The sequence below is a fragment of the Streptomyces sp. NPDC022552 genome, assembly GCF_055561875.1.
In genome coordinates, this window is sequence record NZ_JBVHGJ010000015.1 from 142,171 (window position 1) to 155,034 (window position 12,864).

The window sequence follows — 12,864 nt, forward strand, 5'->3', positions numbered from 1 at the left end:
GAGGGGTGGGTGTGCCATGGCGGGACCCGTCCTGGACATGCGCTCGATCATCAAGACCTTTCCCGGCGTGACGGCGCTGTCTGACGTCTCCCTGACCGTCCGGGCGGGCGAGGTCCATGCCATCTGCGGGGAGAACGGAGCGGGCAAGTCGACGCTGATGAAGATCCTCAGCGGCGTTCATCCGCACGGCAGTTACGAGGGGGAGGTGCTCTTCCAGGGTGAGCCCTGCCGGTTCAGGGACATCGGGGCGAGCGAGAAGCGCGGCATCGTGATCATCCACCAGGAGCTGGCGCTGGTGCCGTACCTCTCGCTCGCGGAGAACATCTTCCTCGGCAACGAGCACGCCACCCGCGGTGTGATCAGCTGGGACCGCACCCTGCGGCACGCGGCGGAGCTGCTGCGCCGCGTGGGTCTGGACGAGCATCCGCAGACCCGGGTCGCGGACATCGGCGTGGGCAAGCAGCAGCTGGTGGAGATCGCCAAGGCGCTCGCCAAGGAGGTGAAGCTGCTGATCCTCGACGAACCCACGGCCGCGCTCAACGACGAGGACAGCGGCAAGCTCCTCGGCCTCATCGAGGAGCTGAAGGGTCAGGGCATCACGTCGATCATCATCTCGCACAAGCTCAACGAGATCGCCCGGGTGGCGGACTCGGTGACGATCCTGCGGGACGGCCGGTCGATCGAGACCCTCGACGTGAAGGCACCGGAGACCACCGAGGAGCGGATCATCCGGGGCATGGTGGGCCGCGATCTGGACCACCGCTTCCCCGAGCGGACGCCGCACGAGCCGGAGCGGGGCGCGGCACCGGCGCTGGAGATCCGGGACTGGACCGTGCACCACCCGATCGACCAGCAGCGCAAGGTCGTCGACGGGGTCTCGCTGAGCGTCCGGCGGGGCGAGATCGTCGGGATCGCGGGGCTGATGGGCGCGGGCCGCACCGAGCTGGCGATGAGCGTCTTCGGCCGCAGTTACGGCCGGTACGGCGGCGGCACCGTTCTCAAGGACGGCGTGGAGATCCGTACGCGTACGGTCCCCGAGGCGGTCGGGCACGGCATCGCGTACGTCACCGAGGACCGCAAGCACTACGGCCTCAACCTGATCGACACGATCAACCGCAACATCTCCCTGAGCGCGCTGCCCAAGGTCGCCCGGCGCGGCATCGTCGACGAGCACGAGGAGGCCAAGGTCTCCGAGGGCTTCCGCCGGTCGATGAACATCAAGGCGCCGACGGTCTTCGAGCCGGTCGGCCGGCTGTCGGGGGGCAACCAGCAGAAGGTCGTCCTCAGCAAGTGGATCTTCGCGGGACCCGACGTCCTGATCCTGGACGAGCCGACCCGCGGGATCGACGTGGGCGCCAAGTACGAGATCTACACGGTCATCGACCGGCTGGCCGCCGGGGGCAAGGCGGTCCTCTTCATCTCCTCGGAACTCCCCGAGCTGCTCGGCATGTGCGACCGCGTCTACACCATGGCGGCGGGCCGGCTCACAGGTGAGGTGTCCCGCGCCGAGGCGACCCAGGAGCTGCTGATGCGGCACATGACGAAGGACAGGAGCGAGCACGCATGAGCACCGATCTCACGGCCGGGACCCAGGCCGACGACACGGGGAAGCCTCCGTCCGGCCCGCCCGCGGAGGGCCGGTCCGGCGTCGGCCGGCTGATCCTCGACGGGTTGCGCGGCAACATGCGGCAGTACGGCATGCTGATCGCGCTCGGACTGATCGTGGCGCTGTTCGCGGTCTGGACGGGCGGCGATCTGCTGCTGCCGCGCAATGTCTCCAATCTGGTCCTGCAGAACAGCTACATCCTGATCCTGGCGATCGGCATGATGATCGTCATCATCTCGGGCCACATCGATCTGTCCGTGGGCTCGCTCACCGCCTTCGTCGGCGCGGTGGCCGCCGTGCTGATGGTCGAGCACCGGATGGCGTGGCCGCTGGCGGTGGTGCTCGTGCTGCTGCTCGGCGCGGCGGCGGGGGCGATGCAGGGCTTCTTCATCGCGTATCTCGGCATTCCCTCGTTCATCGTGACCCTCGCCGGAATGCTGCTCTTCCGCGGTCTCACCGAGATCTTCCTCAAGGGGCAGACGATCGGGCCCTTCCCCGACGGGCTCCAGACGGTCTCCAACGGCTTCCTGCCGGAGGTCGGCCCGAGCACCGACTACCACAATCTGACGCTGCTGCTCGGCCTGGCCCTCACGGTCTTCGTCGTGTGGCAGGAGGTGCGGGACCGCCGTCGTCAGCGGGAGTACGCCCTGGAGGTCGCGCCCGTCGGGCTGTTCGCCGTGAAGCTGGCGGCGCTCGTCGCCACGGTCCTGGTCTTCACCCTGCTGCTCGCCAGCTACAAGGGAGCGCCGGTGGTGCTCCTGATCCTTGCGGCGCTCCTGGTCGGCTTCGGCCACGTCATGCGGAACGCGATCGTGGGACGCCATGTGTACGCGATCGGCGGCAACCTGCCGGCGGCCAAGCTCTCGGGCGTACGGGACAAGAAGGTCACGTTCCTGGTCTTCCTGAACATGGGGGTGCTCGCCGCGCTCGCCGGTCTGGTCTTCGCCGCCCGGTTCAACGCCGCCTCGCCCAAGGCGGGCATCAACTTCGAACTGGAGGCGATCGCCGCCTCGTTCATCGGCGGCGCGTCGATGAGCGGCGGGGTGGGCACGGTCCTGGGCGCGATCATCGGCGGTCTGGTCCTCGGCGTGCTCAACAACGGCATGAACCTCGTCGGGATCGGTACGGACTGGCAGCAGGTGATCAAGGGTCTGGTGCTGCTCGCGGCGGTCGGCTTCGACGTGTGGAACAAGCGCAAGGTCGGCTCCTAGCCGGAGGCCGCCGGCCGCGCCGCAGCGGCCGGCGGCCTTTCCGTACTCCTCACAGAGCGCCTCGGCCGCCAGGGAGGCGAGGTTCCCCCACCGCGTAGGCGGCCGGGAAGGGCCGAGGCCCCTGCCGGGAACGGCAGGGGCCTCGGTTTCGTGCGCGTGCGCCGGTGTGTCCGGATCAGACCGCCGGGGCGGGGTACGTCGGGTACTCGACGCCCGAGACGTGCTGGACGACCCGGATGACCTGGCACGAGTAGCCGAACTCGTTGTCGTACCACAGGTAGAGGATCGCGTTGTCGCCGTCGACCTTCGTCGCGCCCGCGTCGACGATCGAGGCGTGGCGCGAGCCGACGAAGTCCATGGAGACGGCGTCGGGCGCGGTGGTGAAGTCGATCTGGCGCTTCAGCGGCGAGTGCAGCGAGACGTCGCGGAGGTGGTCGAGGACCTCCTCGCGCGTGGTCTCACGGCCCAGGCGCAGGCTGAGGATGGCGATCGAGACGTCCGGGACGGGGACGCGGATCGAGCTGCCGGTGATCGGGGCCTTGAGGTCCGGCAGTGCCTTGGCGACGGCGGAGGCGGCACCGGTCTCGGTGATGACCATGTTCAGCGGCGCGGAGCGGCCACGACGGTCGGCCTTGTGGTAGTTGTCCAGAAGGTTCTGGTCGTTGGTGAACGAGTGGACGGTCTCCACGTGGCCGCGCAGCACGCCGTACTCGTCGTCCATCGCCTTCAGCGGCGGGACGATCGCGTTGGTGGTGCAGGAGGCGCAGGAGAGGATCTGCTCGTCCGGCTTGATCGTGTCGTGGTTGACGCCGTGGACGATGTTCGGGACGTCGCCCTTGCCCGGGGCCGTCAGGACGACCTTGTCGATGCCGGGGCGCAGGTGCTTGGAGAGACCCTCGCGGTCGCGCCACTTGCCCGTGTTGTCGATGAGGATGGCGTCCTTGATGCCGTACGCCGTGTAGTCGACCTCGGACGGGTCGTTCGCGTAGATCACCTTGATGGTGTTGCCGTTGGCGACGATCGTGCTGGTCGCCTCGTCCACCGTGATCGTGCCCTGGAACTGGCCGTGGATCGAGTCGCGGCGGAGCAGGGAGGCGCGCTTGACGATGTCCTGGTCACCGCCCTGGCGGACGACGATGGCGCGCAGGCGCAGACCGTTGCCGGAGCCGGCCTTCTCGATCAGCAGGCGGGCGACGAGGCGGCCGATGCGGCCGAAGCCGTAGAGGACGACGTCGCGGCCGTCACGGCGCTCGATCTTGTTGGCACCCGTGGCACCGGCGACCGCGGAGGCGGTGAATTCCTCCACCGAGAGGCCCCGGTCGTCGCTCTTGTAGGCCTCGGCGAGCAGCGCGATGTCGATCTGCGACGGGCCGAGGTCGAGCGTGGTGAGCGCCTGCAGGAACGGCAGCGTCTCGGTGACCGAGAGCTCCTCGCCGGCGATCTGGCGGGCGAACCGGTGGGTCTTGAGGATGCTGACAACCGACTTGTTCACCAAGGATCGGCTGTGGACCAGGACCGTGACGTCCCGCTCCCGGTGCAACTTCCCGATGATCGGGATCATCGACTCCGCGATCTCCTCGCGGTTCTTCCAGCTGGTGAACGAGTCGTCATTGACAGTCACGAGTTCATCTTTCGAGCTAGGCGGTGCTCATATGCTAACCCGTCGAACTTTTGATCTTTCCCGGGGCCCCTCCCGGAGCCCGTCCCGGGGCCGTTCCCGGGGCCGTTCCCGGGGGCTGTCCGGCACCTCCGTCCGGTTCAGGACTCCTCGACAATCACCACGACCGAGTGCCGGCCGGTGGCCCCGTCCGGCATGGTGTCGGTGCGCGCCTCGGGCTGGGTCGCGCTGGTGCCGTCGGTGGCCCGGACCGTGAGGGTGTGGCGGCCGGGCGCGGCCTGCCAGGGGTGGACCCACTGGCGCCAGGTGTCCTGGCTGTCCTCCGCGCCGAGCCGCGCCACCTCCCAGGGTCCGTCGTCGACCCTGACCTCCACGCGCGCGATGCCGCGGTGCTGGGCCCAGGCCACCCCGGCGATCATGACCGTGCCCGCGCCGGGCCGGGCGAGCGCCCGGGGGGTGTCGATCCGGGACTGCGTCTTGACCGGCGCCTGGGCCGCCCAGCCGCGCGGGACCCAGTAGGCGTCGTAGGCGTCGAAGGTGGTCAGCTCGATGGACTCGATCCATTTGCAGGCGGAGACGTAGCCGTACAGGCCCGGGACGATCATGCGGACCGGGAAGCCGTGGTCCAGGGGCAGGGGCTCGCCGTTCATGCCGAAGGCGAGCAGGGCGTCGCGGCCGTCCATGACGTCCGCGACGGGGGTGCCGAGGGTCATGCCGTCGACGGAACGGGCCACGAGCTGGTCGGCGGGCCCGCCTTCGGAGGGCGGGCGCACCCCGGCCTCGCGGAGCAGATCGGCGAGGCGTACGCCGAGCCAGCGGGCGTTGCCGACCAGGTCTCCGCCGACCTCGTTGGAGACACAGGCGAGGGTGATGTCCCGCTCCACGACCGTACGGGACATCAGTTCCGGGAGCGTGAGCGAGAGTTCACGGCGTACCCCCGTCCCGTGGACGCGCAGGCGCCAGCCGTCGGCGTCCACCCCGGGAACGACGAGCGCGGTGTCGACGCGGTAGAAGTCCCTGTTCGGGGTGATGAAGGGGCCGATGCCCGGGACGTCGAGCTGCGCCCCTGGGGGCACGGCCGGCGCGGGCGAGGCGGGCCGGGGCAGCCGCAGCGCGTCGCGGGACGCCGTGGCGCTCTCGCCGGCCGAACCGGCAGCCCGGCCGAGCGCGGCGGCGGCGGTCGCCGCGAGGCCCGTCGCGGCGGCGACGACGAGGAAGCTCCTGCGGTCCGCCCGGGCGGCCCCGTCGGGCAGCTCCCCGCGGTCCGGGGCGAGCAGCCTGCCGACGAGGACGTACAGCAGGACACCGCCGGCCGCCGCCCCCACGAGCGAGGGCACGGCGTCGAGGGCGGAGTCGGAGTCGGGCCGGCTCACGGCCGCGAGGGCGCCGATGACGCCGAAGCCGAGGACGCCGACGGCCGCGGCCAGGCGCCGGCGCAGGGCGAGCAGCCCCAGGGCGGCGGCGATCAGGGCGAGGACGAGCAGGATGCCCAGCAGGAGGACGGCCTTGTCGCTCTCGCCGAAGGTACGGATCGCCCACTGTTCGACCGCCGTCGGCGTCCGGTCGACGAGGACGTCACCGACGGCCGTGACCGGGCCCGCCTCGGGGCGGACCCAGCCGGCGACGAGGTCGGCCACGGCCAGGGCGACATAGCCGGAGAGGACCCCGCCGAGCGCGGCGAGAAGCCGGTCCGTGCGGGTCGGCGGCCGGAGGGAGCTGGTGGCGTTCATGCGTCCCAGCATCTGCGGGAGAGGGCCTTCGCGTGGGGGATTTCAGCCGCGCGCCGCCCCCGCCTCTTCGATCAGGGCCGCCAGGGCGGCGCCGAGGGCGTCGAGGCCGGGTCCCGCGGGGCCGCCGGGCTCCGCCATGTAGACGTCGCGGCGGATCTCGATCATCAGGGCGGTGACGCGCCGGTCACGCCCGTAGTGGTCGAGCGGTACGTACGTTCCCGCGAAGGGGCTGTCCGTGCCGATCCCGCCGAACGAGGCGAACGCCTTCCGTGCCGCGTCCACCAGCGCGGGCGGCGTGTGGAAGGGGTCCGTCCCGAGGCAGATCGGCGGGCGGGGACCGTCGCCGTGCAGCTCGTAGGGCAGGGCTTCGGTCGGGTACGAGTGCACGTCGATGATCACGGCGCGGCCGGCCGCCGCGAGCCGCTCCTCGACGGCGGCCGTCATGGCCCCGGCGTACGGCGTGAAGTACCGGTCCAGGAGGGGCCGCGGGTCGAACGCGTCCGGCCGGAGCTCGGCGCGGTGCGTGGTGCGGGTGTAGACAGCGCCCATGCCGACCGCGCGCATCTCCTCGCGCTCGTCGGGGAACCGCTCCGGGTCGACGACCAGCCGCGAGAGCCGGTTGACGAACCGCCAGGGCGTGACGGCTGCGGTCCGCGCGGCGACGGCGGCGATGCCGGCGGTGTGGGAGTCGGTGATGTGGTCCAGCTCGCGCGCGAGCTCCTCGTCCCCGAGCACGATGCCGTCGCGGACGTCCGGGGGCAGCTCGCGGGAGGAGTGCGGCACATGCAGGAGCACCGGGGAGTCCGGAGCTCCGGGGAGGAGCTGGAAGGAGTGCGAAGTGTCGGTCATGGGCGTTCCTCGCTGTACGACGTCATCGGGCCTGCGGCTTTCCCGTACCGGCATGAGCCTGATCTCCAGGCCACCGGGGGGACCGGACGACGGCCGCGGCCGCTGAGCCGCGAGCACGCCGTCCGGTCCCTGGGTTCGACCACGTCTTACCCGGCGTCCCGCACCGAGCCCGTGAACTCCGGGCCCTCGTGCGGTTCCCAGTCCGCGTCGTACGTGATCAGACGGGTCCGCAGGTACTCGGTCGGTTCGCGCACCGTGTCAGCGACCGTCGGAACCTGCACCTCGGCGCTCGTCTGCCCGGCGGGCACGGTCACCGAGAAGGACGGGTCCTGGCCGTCCCACAGCCTCGAGAGCGGCACCGGCCGGGCCGGGGGCTCGCCGAAGTACTCCTCCAGCCAGCTCCGTCCGACATCCGCGGTGGACAGCTCGGCCCCACCGGTGACCGGCAGGAGGGAGAGCGAGCCGCCCATCTCCACGTCGGCGGCAGCGGAGAGGGTCAGCCGCCAGGTCAGCGGCTTGCCCTCGGTGACGTCGGCGGCGACGGGGGTCAGCGTCGCCGTGGGCATCGCGTCGTCGTTCCGCGTGGTCACCCCGCCCCGGTGCGAGCCGACGGCCACGCCGCGTACCGCCTTCACGGACACGTCCTGCGAGGAGTCGTAGCCGTAGCGGGTGTTGCCCCGCACCTCGACCGGCACGTCGATGTCCTGGCTGCCGGGGCGTACCGTCACGAGCCGGGACGTGGTCTCGTCCGTGCCCGGCTCGGGGACGAACACGCGGACCTGGCCGCTGCCCTGGCCCGAGACATGGACCGGGACCCGGTAGGTACGGACCCCGGAGTCGCCCTCGTCGACGGTCAGCCGGCCGATGTCGACACGGGGCATGGCGGTCGCCGAGCCGGCCGCGGGAGTGCCGGGGCGCCAGCCCCAGGCGTCCATCAGCCAGGCGCTTCCGGAGCCGCCGCGCGGGGTCAGTTCCAGGGTCGTGATCCGCGTCAGGTCGAGGCCGCCGCGCGCGGCGGGGGTCAGCGGGACGCGGACCTCGCGGGCCCAGTGGGACGCGGTCCGCTCACTGCCGGGAAGCCCGTCGACCTGCGCCCGGCCCAGGTGCGCCCGGCGGCCGGAGGCGTCGACCAGCGTGACGTCCAGGCGTGTACCGGCGGCGTTGGGCGGCACGATGACGCGCAGCGCCAGGGACTCGGAGCCCTTCAAAGAGACGGGCTGGGGGGAACGGACCGACACCGCGGAGCCCGTACGGCCGGCCGGCCATGTGAACGCGACGGCGTCGCGTCCCGGCTCGGGCGATGCCTCCCAGAAGGCGAAGTGCGGCGACCGGCCGGATCCGTCGGTCGACAGGCAGGCGCGTTTCGGGTCCGGATCGATCTGCGCGCACACCCGGCCGCCGGTCACGGAGGTCGAGGGGCCGGGCAGGAACCCGGGCGTGCGGTGCGCGCCGACGGCGTGGCTGAGGACGCGGGCGGGGCCTGCCGACAGCGCACGCCGGCCGGTGCCGTCGAGGAGCGGACGGACGCGGTCGTCGCCGGCGACGAACAGGTGGGCCGCCGCGGCGATGTAGGTGGCCCCCGCGGCCTGCTGCTGCGTGGCCGTCAGCCGGGTCCCGGTGCCCGGCGAGCACACGGGGTCGGGGGTTTCGCCCTCGTAGAAGTCGTCGAACGCGGGCGCCTCGGCCTGGCCCGGAGTCCACTCGCTGTTGAAGAAGTTGTGGTTGGCGCCGACCATGTACACCGCGCTCTGAAGCGCGGTGCCGCGGCTCACACCGCGCGTGCCGTCGACGTAGATCTGCCCCTGGAGGTCCGAGACGTCGCCGTCGCAGCCGGGCAGCATGGTCATCGAGGGCACGTCGGGGGCCGGGTTCTGGCCGAAGATCGTGGGACCGATCAGGACGTTGCCCTGGATCGTCCACCGCACGGGGCCCTGGTAGCCGTCCTGGTCGGCGGGCGGCCGGTGGAGGCTGTCGAGCGCGGCGCGGTTGACGCCCTCGCCGCCCCGGGAGTGGCCGACGAGCAGCACGCGGGAGAGATCGGCCGGCGAGGCCGCGCGTACGGCGGACGGCGCGCCGGCCCGGTCGGCGGACCAGTCGGCCCAGCGGGCGAGGTGCTGGCGCACCAGGGAGGAGCGGGCCTGCGCTCCGGCGTCGTCGGCGAGGTGGTCCTGGGCGTTGATGCCGTTGGCGGAGATCGAGACCGTCACATAGCCCTGGGAGGCCAGGAGTTTCTGGGCGCGCAGATAGCCCTTGTGGCTCGGTACCGGCTTGGTGCCCGTGGGGCAGGGCCACTGGCCGGTCGCGTCGTCGCCGTCGCCGTAGCAGGTGCCGTGGCGGCCGTGCAGGAAGAGCGCGAGCGGCCGCTTCCCCGGCGCGTCGGCCGGTCCGACGACCATGGCGCGCATCTCGATGGGCTCGGCGTATCCGGGCAACCGGATGGATTTCAGGTCGTATTCACCGCTGACGGTGCGGTAGCTCCCCGGAACTCCGGGGTCGACCGGGTTCACCGGCAGCACCGTCCCCTTCCGGGCCGCGGCCGCGGGGGGCCGGACCCGGGAGGGCTCCGCGGAAGGGTCGGCCCCGGTGTCCAGACGGCGCCCGCCGGCGAGCACCTTCAAGTCCCCCGGGGAGCCGAGCCGCAGGCCGTCGGCCCTGAGCCGGTACGCCTTTCCGTCGGCGGCGGGCGCGGGGATGCCGAGCAGCCGGCTCCCCGCGTAGAACTCGACGCGGGCGTCACCCATGGGCACGGGGTCGGGGGACGTCCAGACGAGTTCCCGGCCGGTGCCCTTGCCGGTGAGGCGCCAGCCCTCCGGGAGCTTCCCCTCGTCTCCGGCCCTCACCTGCTGTCCCGGGTTCCCCGCCCGGGCCAGAGGTCCGGGGGACGGTTCGGCGAACGCCGTTCCGGGCGACGCCGCGGTCAGCGCAAGCAGCGCCAATCCCGCGGTCACCGCACGTGTGACACGTATCAAAGCGGTCTTCCTCACGATCGGTCGTGTCGCGGGGCACCTCGGGGTCAGCGGGTGCCTCTCTCGTGACCGGAGGACGGCAACCGACCGCCGTGGGTTGCCTCGTGGAGACGTCCGATCGCGGAACGGGCCGCGCGCGTGGAGAGATCGAGGGATTTCCCGCACGGGGGTAGGCCCGCACCGCCCCCTTGTTATACGTTCCGTCTAACAGCTTGCTAGACGTCGCATCTAACAAGCGTGCGACGTCTCGATCCAAGGAGCCGCACATGGCGAGCAGCACCGTCCCACCGGGGAGCGCGGACCGGCACGCCGAGCAGGAGGTCGCCCGGCGGCTGCTCGACTCGGCCGCGAAACTGTCGTACGACCCGGCCACCGAGGTGGACTGGGACACCCCGCTGGACAAGGACTTCCACGGCGCGAGCCCGGAGTGGAGCACGCTCTACGGCACCGCGTACTGGGGCGAGTTGACCGAGCCCCAGCGCAAGGAGCTGACCCGTCAGGAGGCGGCGTCGGTGGCCAGCACCGGCATCTGGTTCGAGATGATCCTCCAGCAGATGGTGCTGCGCGACATGTACGCCAAGGACCCGACCGAGCCCCGCTTCCAGTGGGCGCTCACCGAGGTCGCCGACGAGTGCCGGCACTCGATCATGTTCGCCCGCGGCGCCGCGAAGCTCGGCGCCCCGGCCTACCGGCCGCACCGGCTCGCCGTCGAACTCGGCCGGGCGTTCAAGACGGTCGCGTTCGGCGAGGCGGCGTACGCCGCGATCCTGGTCGCCGAGGAGGTCCTCGACGTGATGCAGCGCGACTGGATGCGCGACGAGCGGGTCGTGCCGTTCGTCCGCACGATCAACAACATCCATGTCGTGGAGGAGTCGCGGCACATGAAGTTCGCCCGCGAGGAGACGCGCAGGCGGCTGCGCGGCGCGAGCCGGGCGCGCCGTCAGTTCCACGCGCTGGTCATCGCGATCGCGTCGTACGTCATCGTCACCAGCATGGTGGGCCGCAAGGTCTACGAGAGCGCCGGACTCGACGTCGATCGCGCCGTCCGCGAGGCCAGGGCGAACGAACACCACAAGTCCCTGATGCGGTCCAGTTGCGCGGGCCTGATGGAGTTCCTGTCCTCCGCCGGACTCCTCACCAGGCCGGCCCTCGCCTTCTACAAGCGCGCCCACCTGATCTGACCGAAGCCGACCGAGCCGACCCGAGCTGAGCCGACGACATGACCTACGCCATCACCCAGACGTGTTGCAGCGACGCCACCTGTGTCGCCGTGTGCCCCGTCAACTGCATCCACCCGACCCCAGAGGAACGGGAGTTCGGCAGCACGGAGATGCTCCACATCGATCCGGCCACCTGCATCGACTGCGGCGCCTGCGCCGACGCGTGCCCGGTGGACGCGATCTTCCCGGTGGACAGCCTCTCGGCGGCCGACGCCGGGTACGCGGCCGTCAACGCCGCGTACTTCGCCGACAAGGAGCCTCCGGCCCAGCACCCGGGGCCGAACTTCCACTCCTGGGGCGCGCCGGCCTTCGAGCGCGGCCTGCCGTCCGACTTCGCGCCGATCCGGGTCGCGGTCGTCGGCACCGGCCCGGCGGGCATGTACGCCGCCGAGGACCTGCTGCTGCACACCAACGCCGAGGTGACCCTGGTCGACCGGCTGCCCGTGGCGGGCGGACTCGTCCGGTACGGCGTGGCGCCGGACCACCCGGCGACCAAGAAGGTCGGCGACACGTTCGCCCGCTTCCACACCCACCCCCGGGTACGGATGCGGCTGGGCGTCGAGGTCGGCAAGGACGTCACGGCGGAGGAACTCGCCGCGCACCACGACGCGGTCGTGTACGCCGTGGGCGCCTCCACCGACCGCCGGCTCGGCGTTCCCGGCGAGGAGTTGCCGGGGAGCGTCTCGGCGACGGCCTTCGTCTCCTGGTACAACGCCCACCCGGAGTGCGCCGCGGACGCGATCGGCCTGACCGGTGCCGAGCGGGTCGTGGTGGTCGGCAACGGCAATGTCGCGCTCGACGTCGCCCGGATCCTGGTCATGGACCCGGAGACCCTGGCCGGTACCGACATCGCCGACCACGCGCTCGCCGCCCTGCGGGCGTCGCGGGTCCGCGAGGTGGTCCTGCTCGGGCGGCGGGGCCCGGAGGACGCCGCGTACACCGCCTCCGAACTCCTCGCCCTCACCCACCTGCCCGGGGTGCGGCTCGTCGTCGACGACCACGATCCCCGGACCGGTGCGGCGATCGACGGCGCCGGGCCGCGCGAGAAGGCCGCGCTGCTAAGGGACATGGCGCGGGAGGCCGTGGACTGGACGCGACCGCCGTCGGCGACGGGTGAGCGGCGCATCGTGCTGAGGTTCCACTCCGCACCGGTCGCGCTGGCCGGCGAGGGGTCCGTACGGGCCGCTCGGGTGACGGAGGGTACGGACGAGCGGGAGATCCCGGCCGAGCTGGTGCTGCGGGCGGTCGGCTACCGGGGCGTGCCGGTGCCGGGGCTGCCGTTCGACGAGGCGACCGGCACCGTGCCGCACGACCGGGGCCGGGTGGCCGGGATGTCCGGGACGTACGTCGTCGGCTGGATCAAGCGCGGCCCCTCGGGCGGGATCGGCGCCAACCGGACCTGCGCGGCCGAGACGGTCGGCACCCTCCTCGCCGACGCCGTCGCGGGCGCGCTGCCGGCTCCGTCCCGTACGCCCCGGGCATTCCGACGGCTCGCCCGCGGACGCGGCGCGCAGGTCGTCGACGCCCGGGGTCTGGCGGCCATCGACCGCGCCGAACGGACCCGGGGCCGCGAGACCGGCCGGCCACGGGTCAAACTCACCACGGTGGCGGACCTGGTGGCCGCGGCACGGGGCAGCCGCCTACGCCGCCCGATCTGAGCGGGC

At 72.1% G+C, this 12,864-nt stretch carries 8 protein-coding genes; 4 read left to right on the forward strand and 4 right to left on the reverse strand.

What is annotated here, in order from left to right:
• The first annotated feature begins 16 nt into the window (after positions 1-16).
• Positions 17-1,567 carry a multiple monosaccharide ABC transporter ATP-binding protein gene (gene mmsA, locus ACZ3OF_RS30415; protein ID WP_361675978.1) on the forward strand — a complete coding sequence of 517 codons (1,551 nt, stop codon included), beginning with the start codon at positions 17-19 and terminating at the stop codon, positions 1,565-1,567.
• Complete coding sequence (gene mmsB, locus ACZ3OF_RS30420; RefSeq protein ID WP_467307956.1) at positions 1,564-2,817, forward strand: multiple monosaccharide ABC transporter permease; 1,254 nt, start codon at positions 1,564-1,566, stop codon at positions 2,815-2,817. Before mmsA ends, mmsB begins: the two co-directional genes overlap by 4 nt.
• Before the next feature lie 175 nt (positions 2,818-2,992).
• Here mmsB and ACZ3OF_RS30425 read toward each other — a convergent pair whose 3' ends face one another.
• The 4 genes from ACZ3OF_RS30425 to ACZ3OF_RS30440 form a co-directional block, all read right to left on the reverse strand.
• Positions 2,993-4,438, reverse strand: coding sequence for a glyceraldehyde-3-phosphate dehydrogenase (locus ACZ3OF_RS30425; protein WP_361675972.1), 1,446 nt, complete (start codon positions 4,436-4,438; stop codon positions 2,993-2,995).
• Positions 4,439-4,575: 137 nt separating this feature from the next.
• Positions 4,576-6,165, reverse strand: coding sequence for a molybdopterin-dependent oxidoreductase (locus ACZ3OF_RS30430; protein WP_467307959.1), 1,590 nt, complete (start codon positions 6,163-6,165; stop codon positions 4,576-4,578).
• A 42-nt stretch (positions 6,166-6,207) separates the two neighbouring features.
• The gene (locus ACZ3OF_RS30435) at positions 6,208-7,014 is read right to left on the reverse strand and encodes an N-formylglutamate amidohydrolase (RefSeq protein WP_467307961.1); all 807 of its coding nucleotides are present in this window, start codon (positions 7,012-7,014) and stop codon (positions 6,208-6,210) included.
• Positions 7,015-7,160: 146 nt separating this feature from the next.
• A complete protein-coding gene (locus tag ACZ3OF_RS30440; protein WP_361675963.1) occupies positions 7,161-9,983 on the reverse strand; it encodes an alpha/beta hydrolase in 2,823 nt (940 codons plus the stop codon).
• 263 nt (positions 9,984-10,246) lie between these two features.
• On the opposite strand from ACZ3OF_RS30440, the gene ACZ3OF_RS30445 reads away from it, so the two are divergent.
• Positions 10,247-11,161 (forward strand): AurF N-oxygenase family protein, encoded by a 915-nt coding sequence (locus ACZ3OF_RS30445; protein WP_467307963.1) that lies wholly within the window; start codon positions 10,247-10,249, stop codon positions 11,159-11,161.
• Positions 11,162-11,199: 38 nt separating this feature from the next.
• A complete protein-coding gene (locus ACZ3OF_RS30450) occupies positions 11,200-12,858 on the forward strand; it encodes an FAD-dependent oxidoreductase (protein ID WP_467307965.1) in 1,659 nt (552 codons plus the stop codon).
• Positions 12,859-12,864: the final 6 nt, after the last annotated feature.